This window comes from Eikenella sp. NML03-A-027, from assembly GCF_001648395.1.
GTDB lineage: Bacteria > Pseudomonadota > Gammaproteobacteria > Burkholderiales > Neisseriaceae > Eikenella > Eikenella exigua.
Genome location: NZ_LXSM01000011.1, coordinates 86,353 through 101,103, shown reverse-complemented (window position 1 = coordinate 101,103; position 14,751 = coordinate 86,353). Strand labels below are relative to the sequence as shown.

Genomic DNA, 14,751 nt, shown 5'->3' with positions numbered 1-14,751 from the left:
CAATAGCTGCATTATAAGTACTAATGTACTCAAAAAGCAAGCACCAAGATACTTATCTCATTAAGTACAATAGTACAAAAGGAAATTAAGATGAAAACACTACAAGACCGTTTGAAGTTTGCTCGAGCCAAGAAGGGATTAAGTCAAGCCAGCCTAGCTAAAGCCATCGGTAAATCCCAGTCCTCCATTGCCGCCATCGAAGCAGGCCGGAATAAAGAGACCACCAATATTGCTTCACTAGCTATGGCATTGGGCGTAGATGCAGTTTGGCTGGAAACAGGTAGAGGTACACCATTCATCAACAGTGCCAACGTCCGTGAGTTAGACATTCCCCTTAATACCGTCCCCCTCATCTCATGGGTCAAAGCCGGGTATTGGGCGGAAGCCATCGATTTGCTCCAGCCCGGCGAAGGCGAGCGCATCTCCACCAGTATCAAAGTCCGCCGCCACACCTACGCCCTAATCGTGGATGGCGACAGCATGGAGCCGGAATTTACCGATGGCGACATCATCATCGTAGAGCCGGATGAAGAGCCCGTCCCCGGCAAATTCGTCATCATCCGCCAAAACGGCGGTGAGGCCACCTTCAAGCAGCTCATCAAAGACGGCAGCCGCTGGCTGCTCAAGCCGCTCAACCCCCGCTACCCCGTCATGGAGATGCGCGAAGACGCCGTCTTCTGCGGCGTGGTTAAAGAAAAAATCAAACGCTATTAGCTAAAAGGAAAATAAGGATGAAAGGTTTGGCACTCATAGTTTTCTTGGCCTATTCACTGGCTTCGCTGATATTGGGAGTAATGGGTATAGGCCATGAATTTGGTTACTGGTGGGCATTTGCCGCAGTTGCCGCTTTTATTTTCGCCCGCTTTGCCATTCCGATATCTGTCGGCGTCTATCTCTATGCCCACCACGTTTGGGGGTGGCATTGGATCGGCGCGGCCGCATTCGCCTTCCCATTGGTCGCCGTCCAAGTCGCCTTACTGTTCGGCGTAACACTTGCAACCGCCTTCGAATACATCACACGCCCCAAGTCATAGGCCGCGTGTTCTGGTGGAGCGTGTTGGATTAGTTCGGCCAAGATATGGCCGTGTGTTGAAATGTGGAGCGTGTTGGATTAAAGCACTGTGGCAGGGCGGGATATTGCCGCAGGGGTTGGCTGGGGACTAGTGCTTCAGTAAGGTAAATGTAATTGCACTATATAACTAAAAAGATATAATATGCAGCTTAACATACATGAAAATGCAATATCTGATTTAAAATTTCTATCGGAAAAGGACGCGGAAGGTGTCGCCTATATTGACTTAGTATTTAATTTAATCAGTCAAAACCCAAGTTTTCTAGAGCACTTATTTCAAGAACAAAATTTCCGAGATTATTATGATCCTCCAGATAATATATTAGGCATCTGCGTTAAAAGGATCAGATCTCTCTGGAAGAGGGATATAAAAGTTATGCGGATTAGGCTAGATGATGAATCTGTTATTAACTATCGAATTATTTTTTGTACTAATTATGAAAAACAAGCAGATGGCTCCTACGCGAACAGGGAAATACAAATCCTTGCTGTGCTAGATAAACAGGTAAATAAGTTTAATTATGAGGTTGATCACACGATAACACAAAGGATTATAAGAGACTATGCTGAACTATCCTCAAACTAGCCACACTTATGCTATCGGATGGGCACTGTTGAGTGGGGTTTTATTATCTTCAGGGCCATCTACTATTGTGCCTTATCAAAATACACCAAAAACTGGTTATTACTGTAATAGATGCGTAGCCAAGCAGCGCAGTAAAACTGTGAGAGCAGATGACTATCTTGCACAAGTTCGCCGTGACCCGAGAAGAAAAGCTGCAATGGATAGAGTGGCAAGAAAAATTGCTGCTCGTTTGGATGCTAACACAAGCGGGATGACTATTGTTTCTTTGAGGCTATTACAAGGGCTTACTCAATCTGAACTGGCTCAAAAAACAGGATTGCCGCAACCTTATTTATCCCGTATTGAAAATCATCGGCAATCGCTATACGATCAAACCGTAGAAAAATTAGCAGCTGCGTTAACGGTGTCGCCGGAAGAAATTCGCCAAGCATTTAACAATCAATGGCAATACTTAGAAAGCCTTAAGTCATGAAGCCAAGCATATTTGTAAACTACTGTGATGATGTTATTCAACATGTTGATCCAGGGAAGCATAGTGCAGTTGGTATATATCCTGGTGTATATCCAATTAAAGAATTTCCGTGGGTTGTGCCAAAAATAGGTTTTAGTATCGCACTGTCAATCCCGGCAACATATGACCGTTTATACAACGATGAGTTAAATGTTGAGATAATGAAAGAAGACAAGGTGATCGCTAGTGTTACTATGCCTCCTGTAAATGCAAAGTTATTGGATGATAGCGGAGTTAAAATAGAAGAAAAAGTATTTAACGGATTTGCTCTGCAAACCATAGAATGCTTATATATTGAAGAAGAAACTGAATTAAAAGTTCGCCTACGCATAGGGGATGATATTGTGGCAGAAAGTGAGACACTTAAATTTATCTTTTCTCCTATGTAGCAGAACTTTAACCCCGCCCAGCCCGCCCAGCGCGGGCTTTTCTTTTGCCCGTCAAATCCCGTCCGACCGTAACCCGTAGCCGACTGTTGCCGCCAAGTGCGGCTTTTTTGTTGCGTGTGAAAAATAAATTCAACAGATAATCAAGTACTAAAGTAATTTATACTGAAATTAAGTACAATAGTACTTTACAAGTATTGAGTACGATAGTACTATATACCCCAACGAAGCACAACACCGCTTCACCGCCACCCTCAAGCAGCAGCAGTCAGGCCGGAGGGGAACTGGGGCAAAAGACAAACAGGCCGGGAAGCCGCCGCCCCTATCAACGGTTAATTAGGCGAATTTTTAACAGAGCCATTTCAAGGAGATGGCTTGATTAAACATTCATTAATTGATTGGAGAGAACAATCATGTTACGCATCGATAGACACCACGACAGCCAATTAAATGCCTACTTGAGCAGCCTAGACGATGACAGTTACGTTTCTGATACTGCGGACGAAATCATAGCCGACAGCATCCTGGACGACATCATGCCCCACCTCAGCCCCGCCGCCGTGGATGAAGTAAGAAAAATCGTTTTAGAGATGGCAGCAAAGCGCATCCGAAAAGAGCGCGAAGAAGCAGGGCGTGAAAGAGAATCTGATGAGCGCGAATACCGCGAGGAGTGCATCAACGAAGCATACTGGAACAGCTTCTAACATAAGGAAGGGAACATCATGCAAAGCAATACAGATTGGAAGTGCAGCCGCGCCATTAAGGTACTGCAGCGCGGCATAAACCTTATCCAAGGCACAACGCTGGATGAAATCATAGACGGGCTAAGCCCGGAGGTGCGGGCTGCAATCATCAAGCACATGATGGATAAAGCCGACAGCCTTATCCGCGAGGAAGAGGAAGAACAAGAGGAAGAGCAGCGCGAACGCGAACAGCAGTTCATAGGCTTGGCAGCCGGCCAATAACTGCAAAGTGGCGCAGAGACCCCCAGCCGGCGGTGGGGCAAAACACCGGCAGCAGGCAACGGAAAAAGCAAAGACCTCCTATACGGGTAATCCCCCCGAAAAGTCGCCGGATGCCTGCACCTTTACATAGGCAATTCTTGAAAATAGTTTAGCGATGCCGTATATTATCCGCCAATAGGCAGTACAGAACATCTTACGGGTATGTTGTTGGTGAAAGCAGCAACTTATATTTTTAACCACTAAATAAAAGGAGCTTACCATGAAACATATTTATTCAGAGGGCTGGGAAGTCTAAATGGGCGCCAGCTTTTTAAATTTAATAGCAGGGCTAGGTACATGTATCGCAACGGTGTATCTAGCCATTTTTGCGTATGCACAGGTAACGCTATCCAAACGGCAAAATCAGCAAAAATCCACAGTAGACCTCCTTATTTCCAACAATAGCAATCAGCATTACCGTGAGCAGCGGCAAAAATATCTCAATATGCGCCGCAACAGGGAGAATTTTACTGCTTTGGCTTGTAAAATGTCAGAGAAAGGGGAACACGAGAGCAAGAATATTGTCATCCTTGATGTTCTGAACTCGATAGAGTTTATTTGTGTTGGCATCAAAGAAAATATTTTTGATGAAGCTGTATATAAGCGCATGAGTCGAAGTAGCGTCATCAATGATTGGCATGCCCTCAAGCCATATATCATGGAATTGCGTAAGTTAAACAATAATAACGATAAGTTATTCTGCGAATTTGAATGGTTGGCTGAAAAATGGATTAACGAAGACAAGTAGTTGTTAAAAGTTAAGAAACAATAGTTTTAAGCCGTCTCACAAGAGGCGGCTTTTTTCATGGAGACCCAAAATGAAATCCCCCCTCGCCGCTTGGACAGCGGCCTTTTTTATGGGCGCGGCCTTTGTCGCCATGCCCACCCTAGACGCACAAGACCGATATTTACAGACCGCCCAAGCAGAGACCGCAGCCGAGCGGATAGCCAAGCTCGACCGACAAGCCGAGCAAGAGGCCGCCGAAGCGCAGAAACACTACGAAGAGATGACCGACTACGAGATTATGCGCGGCGTGGTGTACGAACCGACTGAATAGGAGGTATTCATGATTTTCGAACGTGAAGTTTATGCCAACGTAGAAGTTGAGATTGAGCTGGAAGAGGTACTCGAAAGTCTCAACAAGGATGGTATAGGCCAAGTCGAGCAATGGCTGAAAGAGCAGAAAGGCCAAGAATTAATGGCTGCCGACACTATCAGACTTTGCGACCTTGCCCAAATAGAAACGCTGAATATGCCGCTTCCATATTATTTGAGAGAGTTATTAAGTATGACATTTGGAAGAGACTTTGGAGTGCAACAATGAGCCCAAAAGAAGACCTGTACCGCAAAACCTACCCGCTAGAGGCCAACTCCATTTTAAGCATGGCTGCATCCGTTGCCGGAGCGGCGATACACCACTACCGGCTCAACCCCAAAAGCGAAGATAGCAGGTTAATGGCCATCACCATTCCCCTCGTGCGGAAAAACATCGCCCCGATTGTCGAAGATGCCTATTACGTTGCCAAGAAAGGCGACAAAGGGCAAGACATATTTTTGGATGCGGTGTTCAAAACGGTCATGCTGCTTGATACCGCCTGCAAAGAGGCAGCAGCGCTTGGTTTGGCCGAAGAAACACCGAATCCGACCATCCAATAACCACCGGAGCCAATCATGACCCAGCAAAACAAAACCCACTATCGCAAAGTATTCGACAGCCCCTACCTGTCCGCCGCCGATATTGTCGAGCCGGTAGTGCTTACCATCAGATGCGTTCAAGTCGAGGCAGACAAAACCAAAAAGACCAAAGACAGCATGAATACCGCCTACTTCGCCGAGCGTGAAATCCGAGCAGGCGAGCCGTTAAAACCCATGATACTCAACGCCACCAATTCCAAGATGGTAGCCAAGATAACCGGCAGTCCGTTCCTGGAAGACTGGAACGGCGTGCAGGTAGAAATCTATGTAGACCACAACGTGAGATTCGGGCGCGAAACCGTGGAAGGCCTGCGCATCCGCCCTGCCGCCGTCCGCCCGCCGAAGCGCGAGCTCACCCCAAGCAACCAAGTCATGTGGCAGCGCGCCATCGATGCCTATAAACGCGACGGCAGTCTGGAACAGGTGGAAGCCCACGTTCACATCAGCGAAGAGAACCGTCAGGCGCTTATCCGGCAGGCGACCCAATCATGAAATGGTACGACATCGAACAGAACAGCCCGGAGTGGGAAGAGCTGCGCGCCGGGCGGCTGACTGCTTCCAACTTCGCCCTCATCATGGCCAACCAACCCAAAGCCTTCAGCGATGCCGCCAAACGCCTGGCCGTACAAATCGCTTTCGAGCGCATCAACGGCCATTCCATGCGCGCCCACTACGGCGACGGCTACAGCAATGCCGATATGGAGCGCGGCCACATAGAAGAGCCGGCAGCCCGTGCCTTGTATGAAGCAGAAACATTCTGCACCGTGCAAAACGGCGGCTTTTTCTGTGATGACTATATCGGCTGCTCCCCCGACGGCCTTATCGGAGAGGATGGCGGCATCGAAATCAAAAGCGTGCTGCCGCAAACCCACGCCGCCACCAAACGGCGCGGCAGCTTCGACCCCGCCTACCGCTGGCAGATACTGGGCAACCTTGCCCATACCGGGCGCGAGTGGTGGGATTTTGTCAGCTATTGCAGCTTCGCCCCCGATCCATACCGATTATTGGTTTACCGCGTCTGCCGCGAGCAATACAGCACACAGATACAGCAACTGCTGGCGCGTGAGCAGCGATTTATCGAACTTATCCAAAAACAAATGAAGGAGTTTTCATGAGCACCATCGCAGTAGCAGGCCGCTTCACCAAAGACGGCGAAATCCGTATTACCCCGAACGGCCACCACATTCTTAATTTCGGCATTGCCGAAAACATCCGCATCAACGGGCAAGAGCAGGCACAGTTCTTCAACTGCCAACTGTTCGGTAACCGGGCCGAAAAGCTTGCCCCTTATATCAAAAAGGGCGGGGCGGCTACCGTATTTGGCAGCCTGCAAATCCGCCAATACACCGACCGCCAAGGCATCGAGAGGCAGAGCATCGACATCATTGTCGGCGACATTACCCTGCAAGGCAGCCGCGACCAAGCCCACGCTTCCCAACCGGCAAGGCAGCAACCAGCCGCGCCCGTGCCGCAAGATGATATAGACGATGGAACAATCCCTTTCTAGGCTACCTGAAACCATTGCCAAACCACCCCAACCCTGCAAAAATCATCTCCGTTTATTACTCGAACGGAGATGAGCATGGAAGCCAAACTGGACGACAACATGACACTCATAGTAAAAATCAACAACAGCGAGCCCGTAGAGCTGGCCGATTTTGCCAAAAGCATGATGAGCCTGGCCAACGACTACCAAAGCCGCCAAACCGCCGACCCCAAACTCCCCGCCAAACTCTACATCAAAGAAATCAAAAGCGGCAGCATCATAGCCGCACTTGCCCCCATGATGCCGTTGGCCGGGCAGCTGCTGATAGAGCATTACGACCAAATCGAAAACTACGCCGAACACCTGTATCGCCTGATCGGCTGGCTGCTGGGGAAAAACGACAAGCCCGAAAACACCAACGGCAAGCAACTGAACAACCTGTACAACATCGTTAACCCCGTTGCCAACGACAAAGGCAGCCAACTCACATTCAGCACCATCGACAACAGCGGCAGTGTCGTCAACAACATCACCGTCAACTATTACGAAGCCAACACCGTGCAAAACCGCGCACGGCAGGAAATCCAACAGCTTCAAGAGCAAGAAGCGTCGGTAGAAACCGGCGACTATACCCAAGTTGTCATGTACTGGGCGCAGGCAGCCCCAAACAAAGAAACAGACCAAGCCGTTATTGAAGCGGTTTGGCCCAAGCCCGTCAAAGTCATACTGCCCGACCGCATCAAACAGGAAATCCTGCTGGACGAGCCGTATCCTTTTAAAAAACTCTACATCGTGGATGTGAACGTACAAACCGTCAAAGGCAGGCCGAAGCTCTACAAAGTCCTGGCCTGCTACGGCTCAATGGACATGGATGAAAACTGATTGCCAAACCCGCAGAAATAGGGTACTATGGCAGCGCTGTTCAATAGCAGCGCAGGCTTGGTCGCCTGTTTTCTTCCTACGGCTCACAACGCCGCTTCATGCGGTTTTTTGTTTGCATAGTGCTCTAAAATCTGCCGTATGTTTTCATACAGCAGCCCTTACGGGGCGGGCTAGGCGGGACACCTTTGGGTGTGCCGTTACGTAGGAACGGTCGACCAACCTGCTTAGTTTCGCCCCACCTCATTCTTGGTCGGATGAGCGGGCGGATTGGAAAATCTTCCCTACGGAGTATTCAAAATGCAAACCCATATTTTTAACAGTCAAATCCCTGTTTCTTTTCGAGAAGACGGCTTTTTAAATGCGACAGCCATTTCTGCCCACTTCGGCAAACGGCCAAACGACTATTTAAAAACCGAACAAACTCAAGAATATATCGCCGCACTTGCTGATTTTTTAAGCGTTACGAATAAAATCGTAACGAAAGAAAATCAGGTAGTTATCATCAAGCAAGGCGGCACGGAACAAGGTACTTGGCTACATCCGAAACTCGCTGTACATTTTGCCCGCTGGTTGGATGCTAAATTTGCCGTGTGGTGCGACATGAAGATTGAAGAAATCTTGGGCGGCCAATCAGGCTACCTGAAAATCTCCCCCGCCCAAAAGCAGCAGATACAGCAGGCCGTAGAAGCGCGGCACCACCGCACCGGCGAACATTGGCAGAGCATCTACCGCAAACTGCACCAGTTCTGCCGCGTAAACAGCTACCACGAAATCGCCGCCGCTCGATTCGAAGCCGCCATGCAGTTTCTCGCCGCCACCCCCGACACCCCCGCGCGTGCAGAAACACAAAAACCACTACGCAACTTGCAGGGCGCCGTAATCAACAGCCTGTACTGCGCCGAATTTATCTACCAGCATAGGGCAGCCTTGCGCGGGCTGAACCGCCGCCTGGCCGCTACGCTGAACGACCACGCCGCCGACAGCATCATGTTCCTGCGCAACGTGGCCGAACAGGCCGGTATCAGAGTACCCGACAACGAGTATTTCCAATACTTCCCTTGGGATGGCGACAGTGCGGAGAAAGCCCGCTACCACCAATTGAACGCCTGATTTTCAGGTAGCCCCCAACCACGCCCCGTATTCCACGGGGCTTTTCTTTGGAGCAACCATGACACCCACCACAGACCCCGCCGCGCAATGCAGCTTTAATTTTGGATATTGATTAACCAGGCCGCCTTCGGGCGGTCTTGAGTTTGGAGAACAAAATGAAATCCGCAAAAGACACAATAAGGCAGGGGGGTGAAACATGACCGACACCTTTTTAACCCGCGAAGAAATCATCGAACTGACCAGCCGCAAGCAGCCGAAAAAACAGGCCGAAACCCTGCGCAAAAACGGCATCCCGTTTTTTACCAACGCCGCAGGCTATCCCGTTGTCAGCCGCAGCGTGCTGGAAGGCAAACCGCAAAAACACAAGCCGGACAAACCCAAGTGGCAGCCGGCAGTCTAAGGAGTATCCATCATGGGCAGGAAACGAAGCGCAAACAGCAACCTGCCGGACAGGATGCTGGCGCGCAAACGCACTCGAAAAAACGGCAAGACCACCGTCTATTACTACTACGACGGGCGCGAAGACGGGCGGCGAAAAGAAATCCCGCTCGGCACGGACTACGTTGCCGCCGTCCAAGAGTGGAGCAAGCTCGAGGCCGCCAAACTGCCCAAGTCCGCCCGCGTTACCTTCCCCGTTGCCGCCGCCCGCTACCTGCAAAATATCATCAGCCACCGCAGCCGCAACACCATCTCCAGCGCCAACAACGCCGTGCGCAAGCTGTCCGAGTTTTTCGGCGGGGAGAACCCGGCGCCACTGGATGAAATCGAACCGGCGCACGTCCGCCGCTATCTCGACTGGCGCAAAGATACCCCCGGTAGTGCCAATAATGAGATTACCTACCTCAGCGCCATCTTTAATTACGCCCGCGAACAAGGTTGGGTGTCCAAAGAAAACCCCTGCCGCAACGTCAAAAAGCACGGCAAGCGCCGCCGCGAAGTCTATATTGAGGACTACCTGTATCAGGCCGTCTATCAGGCCGCCAACCGGCAGATGCGCGATTTAATGGACATCGCCTACATCACCGGCCAGCGCCCCGTTGATATAGTCGGCATCCACAGCAGCCACATCCACGACGGCATCCTGCATATCAGCCAGCAGAAAACAGGTGCCAAACTGCGTTTTGAAATCAGCGGGCGACTGAAAGAAATCATCGACCGCATCCGTCCGGACAACGGCTACCTGTTCCTCAACCGCCACGGGAAACCACTGACCCGCGACTCTTTGGGCAGGCAGTTTCTAGAGTTGCGCAAAACTGTCATGCGGCAACGACCGGAGCTGGCGGAAGAGCTGTACAATTTCCAGTTTCGAGATTTGAGAGCCAAAGCAGCCACGGACATTTACCTGGCTGCCGACACCCGCAGCGCCTCCGACCAGCTCGGCCACGCCTCCGAACGCATGACCAAAATCTACATCCGGCGCGGCAAAATCCTCAAGCCGCTGAAATGATTTTGCGGAACGCCTCTGAAAATTGCGGAAATAAAACGGCTGCTAAAAGATAAATTATGCTTATGCAGTATATATTTATCTGTGGCAGCCGTCTTGATGATTGATTCTTCGGTACAATACCGCATCTTCATTTTCCAGCCGCTCCCACCATGAACACTTCCCCCCTTATTGCCCTGTGCGCAGGCGAGGCCTCGGGCGATTTGCTCGGCGCGCACCTGATTGAGGCCGTCCGCGCGCGCTGCCCGCAGGCGCGGTTTACCGGCATCGGCGGCCCGCGTATGCAGGCGGTGGGGCTAAAAAGCTTGTTCGACCAAGAAACGCTGGCGGTGCGCGGCTATGTGGAGGTGCTAAAAAACCTGCCAGCGATTTGGCGCATCCGTAAGGGCTTGATTGCCGAAATGAAACGGCAGCGGCCAGACGTGTTCGTGGGCATCGACGCACCGGATTTCAACTTGGGCGTGGCTGCCGCGCTCAAGGCCTCGGGCATTCCCACGCTGCATTATGTGAGCCCTTCGGTGTGGGCGTGGCGGCGCGAGCGGGTGCACAAAATCGTGCAGCAGGCAGATGAAGTGCTCTGCCTGTTTCCGATGGAGCCGGAGCTATACCGGCAGGCCGGCGGGCGGGCGCGATTTGTGGGGCACCCGTTGGCGCAAACCCTGCCTTTGGAAGCGGACCGCGCCGCCGCACGCCGTAAGCTGGGGCTACCTGAAACACAGCCTGTATTCGCCCTGCTGCCCGGCAGCCGCGTGAGCGAAATCGACTATATGGCGCCACTGTTTCTACAAGCCGCGCAGCTGGTATCGCAGCAAATTCCCGAAGCGCATTTCCTGCTGCCCTACGCCACCGAAGCTACCCGCACGCGCCTGCAAAGTCTGCTCGCCGCTGAGCCGTATTGCCGCCTGCCCTTGCAACTGCTCCCGGGCGGCACGGCGCAAGCCTGCACGGCGGCGGATGCGGTGCTGGTAACCAGCGGCACGGCCACGCTGGAAGTGGCGCTGTGTAAGCGGCCGATGGTGATCAGCTACAAGATTTCGCCGCTTACCTATGCGCTGGTGAAGCACAAAATCAAAGTGCCCTATGTGGGGCTGCCCAACGTTCTGCTCGGCCGTGCCGCTGTGTCGGAGCTGCTGCAGCACGATGCCAAACCGGAAAAGCTGGCTGCCGCACTGCTGGATTGGTATCGCTCGCCGGAGAAAACCGCCGCGCTGCAACAGGATTTCACCGAGTTGCACCGTTTATTGCGCAAAGACACCGCCGCCGAAGCCGCAGCGGCAGTGCTGGCCGCCGCGGGGGCAAACCCATGATTTGGCAGGCCGGTGTGGACGAGGCCGGGCGCGGGCCATTGGTCGGCAGCGTGTTTGCCGCCGCCGTGGTACTGCCAAACGAATACGATTTGCCGGGGCTTACCGACTCGAAAAAACTCAGCGAACGCCGCCGCGACGAGTTGGCGGTGTTGATTAAACAGCAGGCATTGGCTTGGTGTGTGGCCGCCGCCTCGGTGGAAGAAATCGACCGGCTCAACATCCTGCACGCCACCATGCTGGCGATGCGCCGCGCCGTGCACGGGCTGGAAAGGCTACCTGAAAAAGCGTGGATAGACGGCAACCGCGTGCCGCCCGATTTGGGCTGCGAGGCCGAAGCCGTGGTAAAAGGCGACAGCAAAATCATCCAGATTTCCGCCGCCTCCGTGCTGGCCAAAACCGCGCGCGACGCGGAAATGTATGCCCTGGCCGAACGTTATCCGCAATACGGCTTCGAGCGGCACAAAGGCTACGGCACCGCCGAGCACCTCGCCGCCCTGCAGCGCCACGGCGCGCTGCCCGAACACCGCCGCAGCTTTGCTCCGGTGCGGGCGGTATTGGCGCAGGGGCGGCTGTTTGAGTGAATCAGGTTTGCGCCCGCAGAAACTCAGCTTTGCCTTCGCCAAGACATCGCTTTCAGGTAGCCTGCGTTGGGCAGAATAGCCAAATTGCGCAAACAAAATTAATCAAACAATGCAGTCCAATAGCCTTTATGTGGCGCACAAACTTGACAAGCTCCGCCAAGGCGCGTATAGTCTACCTTCCCTGACGCGGGGTGGAGCAGCATGGTAGCTCGTCGGGCTCATAACCCGAAGGTCGTAGGTTCAAATCCTGCCCCCGCAACCAAATTCAAACCTCCCGGCAAATTGCCGGGAGGTTTTTGCATTCCGGCAATTTTATGCCTTCACCTGCCTAGAAAGTAAAACGATGTGGCGAAATTTCGTGAGCTCTGGCAATCTGTTGGAAATTTACCAATTCTAACATTATAGACTCGTGCTGTTTTGGCCGCTGAGTTTTATTTCTGCACGAAGTTTCGTGTAGAATAGTTATTCAACGTTAATAGCCAAACAGCTTCATTATTATGTATGCGGGGCAGCAAGCCGCAACGGATGCAGATGTTTAGCTGTATGGCGTAACGTTTCAGGTAGTCTCTTTCATCAAGGCTACCTGAAAACTTGCCTGTTAATCGACAAACATCTTATTTCTTTAACCGAATACATCATGACAACCCGCCATTTCTCCCGCCTCGCCTTGTTGCTGGCTGCCGCCTTCTCCATCCAAGCCTGGGCTTCCGGCTACCATTTCGGCACTCAATCCGTGAGCAGCCAATCCACAGCCAATTCATCCTCCGCCGAAGCCGCTGACCCTTCCACTTTGTTCCACAACCCTGCCGGCCTCACCCAACTTGAAGGCACGCAGGTTAGCATCAACGTCAACCTTGTTGCCCCCAGCGTGAAATACAGCGATGCCGAAGCCTACTACCCCGGCACCAACCAACCCGTGCAAGGCGCCACTTCCGGCAACATCCGCCCGAAGAGCATAGTGGTTGCGCCACATTTTTATTTGTCGCACCGCCTAAACGATAACGTTGCCCTCGGCTTGGGCATGTACGTTCCCTTCGGCTCCGGCACCGAATATCAACATGATGCCGTTTTGCGCTACAACCTGAATGAGTTGAGCGTGAAAACCATCGCCATCCAGCCCACCGTTGCCTATAAAATCAACGACCAGCACTCCATCGCCCTCGGCCTCGTCGCACAACACACCACCGCCAAGCTGCGCCAATATGCCAACTTCGGCGCTTTCCCTCCGCTGCGCCGTAACGGCTTTGCCGACGGCTACGCCAGCGTGGAAGGCAGCGATTGGGGCTTCGGCTACAACCTCGCCTGGCTGTGGGACGTGAACGATTCCCTGCGCTTGGGCGCAAACTATCGCTCCAAAGTCAGCCACAACCTGCGCGGCGATGCCGAATGGAAACTGGTGGGCGCAGCCTTCCAAACCCCGATGGGCGGCGCACTTTCCAACGCCCTCCGCGCCAATGGTTACGCTGAATCCGAAGCAGCCAACGTACGCATCGTTACCCCTGAATCCTTCTCCCTGCACGGTATGTACAAACTCACACCGCGCTGGTCGCTCTATAGCGACGCCACTTGGACGCGCCACTCCCGCTTCAACCGTGCCGAGCTGAATTTCGGCAACACCAAAACCGTGGCCAACCCCCAAACCGGCGGCCTTGCCCGCAGCAACCAAACTATCCTCACCCCCCAATGGCGCAACACCTATAAGCTCTCCCTCGGCGCGTCTTACCAAATAACCGATCCCCTGCAACTGCGCTTCGGTATCGCCTACGACCAATCCCCCGTACGCGGCGCCAACACCCGTATGAGCACCCTGCCCGATGCCGACCGCCTCTGGTTCTCTCTGGGCGGCAAATACGACATCAATCAGCAACACAGCGTAAATCTTGCCTACAGCTACGTGCACGTGAAAAACACCTCCGCCAACGTAAACGGCTGGTGCGGCGGCACAGCCTCCGGCCCCGGCTCGCAGGCTTGTGTGTCCAGCCGCACCCACGGCTCTGCCAAATTCAGAAGCCACTCCCATATCTTAGGCTTGCAGTACACCTATAAATTCTGATTAGATTAGTGGCAACGGAAAAGGCTACCTGAAAATACCAAAAAGCAGCCTGCACTTTGCTGGGTAGCAAGTGCAGGCTGCTGCTTTTGTGTTTTAGTTTGTGCTGAAGCCAATACTTTCAGGTAGCCTCAAATGATGCTTGCCAATGATGCCGAGGCAGGCAAGAGGCTACCTGAAAAATGAGCTGGAACCTAAAATGGCGGTATGGTGATAACGGCGTGGCCGAAGCGCACGTCCGCGCCTTGTTTGGCGGCTTCGTCGATTAGGATTTTATCGAAGATTCCGCGGCGCACTTGGTAGGTGGTGCCGGGGCCGGGGGTGAATTTGTCGGTGAAGTCGAAATAGGTGTAGCGGCTGCCCCAGGTGAAGGCGGCGCCGTTTTTAAACTGGAAGCTGGGTTCGGCTTCTACGGCGGATAGGAAGCCGGCTTCTTCGATGAATTCCATGCAGTGCGGCAACAGGCTTTCGCCGATGACGAAGCGGGGGAAATGCTGCTTTTCGAGCACGCATACGGAAAAGCCGTGTTTGAGCAGCAGGGCGGCGGCGACTGCGCCGGAGGGGCCGGCGCCGATGATGGCGATATCGCAGGATTGGGACATGTTTGGTCTCCTTAAGGATGGGGGTGTGGGTTTC

20 protein-coding genes, 1 tRNA gene and 1 pseudogene are annotated in these 14,751 nt (G+C 52.7%); 21 read left to right on the top strand and 1 reads right to left on the bottom strand.

Going from position 1 to position 14,751, the window contains the following annotated elements:
* Positions 1-90 precede the first annotated feature (90 nt).
* The 21 genes from A7P96_RS05005 to A7P96_RS04905 all read left to right on the top strand — a co-directional run bounded on the left by A7P96_RS05005 (position 91) and on the right by A7P96_RS04905 (position 14,118).
* Positions 91-714, top strand: coding sequence for a LexA family transcriptional regulator (locus A7P96_RS05005; RefSeq protein WP_067525239.1), 624 nt, complete (start codon positions 91-93; stop codon positions 712-714).
* A 17-nt stretch (positions 715-731) separates the two neighbouring features.
* Positions 732-1,034, top strand: a complete 303-nt coding sequence (locus A7P96_RS05000; RefSeq protein WP_067525237.1) for a hypothetical protein — start codon at positions 732-734, stop codon at positions 1,032-1,034.
* Between the two features lie 601 nt (positions 1,035-1,635).
* Positions 1,636-2,130, top strand: a complete 495-nt coding sequence (locus A7P96_RS11195; protein WP_231863637.1) for a helix-turn-helix domain-containing protein — start codon at positions 1,636-1,638, stop codon at positions 2,128-2,130.
* On the top strand, positions 2,127-2,558 hold the full coding sequence (locus tag A7P96_RS04990; protein WP_067525232.1) for a hypothetical protein: 432 nt from the start codon (positions 2,127-2,129) through the stop codon (positions 2,556-2,558). Before A7P96_RS11195 ends, A7P96_RS04990 begins: the two co-directional genes overlap by 4 nt.
* Positions 2,559-2,968: 410 nt before the next feature.
* The gene (locus A7P96_RS04985) at positions 2,969-3,259 is read left to right on the top strand and encodes a hypothetical protein (protein WP_067525229.1); all 291 of its coding nucleotides are present in this window, start codon (positions 2,969-2,971) and stop codon (positions 3,257-3,259) included.
* Positions 3,260-3,277: 18 nt separating this feature from the next.
* Positions 3,278-3,520: a hypothetical protein gene (locus tag A7P96_RS04980; protein ID WP_067525226.1), complete on the top strand. Its 243-nt coding sequence runs from the start codon at positions 3,278-3,280 to the stop codon at positions 3,518-3,520.
* 295 nt (positions 3,521-3,815) lie between these two features.
* Entirely contained in the window at positions 3,816-4,307 is a 492-nt protein-coding gene (locus A7P96_RS10260; protein WP_082887911.1) for a DUF4760 domain-containing protein, read from the top strand.
* A 70-nt stretch (positions 4,308-4,377) separates the two neighbouring features.
* Positions 4,378-4,617: a hypothetical protein gene (locus A7P96_RS04970; protein ID WP_067525224.1), complete on the top strand. Its 240-nt coding sequence runs from the start codon at positions 4,378-4,380 to the stop codon at positions 4,615-4,617.
* A gap of 9 nt (positions 4,618-4,626) precedes the next feature.
* Positions 4,627-4,884, top strand: a complete 258-nt coding sequence (locus A7P96_RS04965) for a hypothetical protein (protein ID WP_067525222.1) — start codon at positions 4,627-4,629, stop codon at positions 4,882-4,884.
* Positions 4,881-5,216 (top strand): hypothetical protein, encoded by a 336-nt coding sequence (locus tag A7P96_RS04960; RefSeq protein ID WP_067525220.1) that lies wholly within the window; start codon positions 4,881-4,883, stop codon positions 5,214-5,216. The genes A7P96_RS04965 and A7P96_RS04960 overlap by 4 nt, the downstream gene beginning before the upstream one ends.
* A 15-nt stretch (positions 5,217-5,231) precedes the next feature.
* Complete coding sequence (locus tag A7P96_RS04955; protein WP_067525218.1) at positions 5,232-5,747, top strand: hypothetical protein; 516 nt, start codon at positions 5,232-5,234, stop codon at positions 5,745-5,747.
* On the top strand, positions 5,744-6,370 hold the full coding sequence (locus A7P96_RS04950; protein WP_067525215.1) for a lambda exonuclease family protein: 627 nt from the start codon (positions 5,744-5,746) through the stop codon (positions 6,368-6,370). Before A7P96_RS04955 ends, A7P96_RS04950 begins: the two co-directional genes overlap by 4 nt.
* A complete protein-coding gene (locus A7P96_RS04945) occupies positions 6,367-6,762 on the top strand; it encodes a single-stranded DNA-binding protein (protein WP_067525213.1) in 396 nt (131 codons plus the stop codon). The genes A7P96_RS04950 and A7P96_RS04945 overlap by 4 nt, the downstream gene beginning before the upstream one ends.
* Before the next feature lie 75 nt (positions 6,763-6,837).
* Entirely contained in the window at positions 6,838-7,623 is a 786-nt protein-coding gene (locus tag A7P96_RS04940) for a hypothetical protein (RefSeq protein ID WP_067525212.1), read from the top strand.
* Positions 7,624-7,920: 297 nt separating this feature from the next.
* On the top strand, positions 7,921-8,733 hold the full coding sequence (locus tag A7P96_RS04935; protein WP_067525210.1) for a KilA-N domain-containing protein: 813 nt from the start codon (positions 7,921-7,923) through the stop codon (positions 8,731-8,733).
* A gap of 196 nt (positions 8,734-8,929) precedes the next feature.
* On the top strand, positions 8,930-9,133 hold the full coding sequence (locus A7P96_RS04930) for a DUF4224 domain-containing protein (protein ID WP_067525208.1): 204 nt from the start codon (positions 8,930-8,932) through the stop codon (positions 9,131-9,133).
* 12 nt (positions 9,134-9,145) lie between these two features.
* Positions 9,146-10,180: a tyrosine-type recombinase/integrase gene (locus tag A7P96_RS04925; protein ID WP_067525207.1), complete on the top strand. Its 1,035-nt coding sequence runs from the start codon at positions 9,146-9,148 to the stop codon at positions 10,178-10,180.
* A gap of 149 nt (positions 10,181-10,329) precedes the next feature.
* The gene (lpxB, locus tag A7P96_RS04920; RefSeq protein WP_067525205.1) at positions 10,330-11,484 is read left to right on the top strand and encodes a lipid-A-disaccharide synthase; all 1,155 of its coding nucleotides are present in this window, start codon (positions 10,330-10,332) and stop codon (positions 11,482-11,484) included.
* Positions 11,481-12,065, top strand: a complete 585-nt coding sequence (gene rnhB, locus A7P96_RS04915; protein WP_067525203.1) for a ribonuclease HII — start codon at positions 11,481-11,483, stop codon at positions 12,063-12,065. Before lpxB ends, rnhB begins: the two co-directional genes overlap by 4 nt.
* 185 nt (positions 12,066-12,250) lie before the next feature.
* Positions 12,251-12,327: transfer RNA gene (locus A7P96_RS04910), tRNA-Met, on the top strand.
* Positions 12,328-12,702: 375 nt separating this feature from the next.
* A complete protein-coding gene (locus tag A7P96_RS04905; protein ID WP_067525201.1) occupies positions 12,703-14,118 on the top strand; it encodes an OmpP1/FadL family transporter in 1,416 nt (471 codons plus the stop codon).
* A gap of 212 nt (positions 14,119-14,330) precedes the next feature.
* Here the strand turns inward: A7P96_RS04905 and A7P96_RS04900 are convergent.
* Positions 14,331-14,717 (bottom strand): annotated as a pseudogene (locus A7P96_RS04900) (NAD(P)/FAD-dependent oxidoreductase); the annotation flags it as partial.
* Between the last annotated feature and the right edge of the window lie 34 nt (positions 14,718-14,751).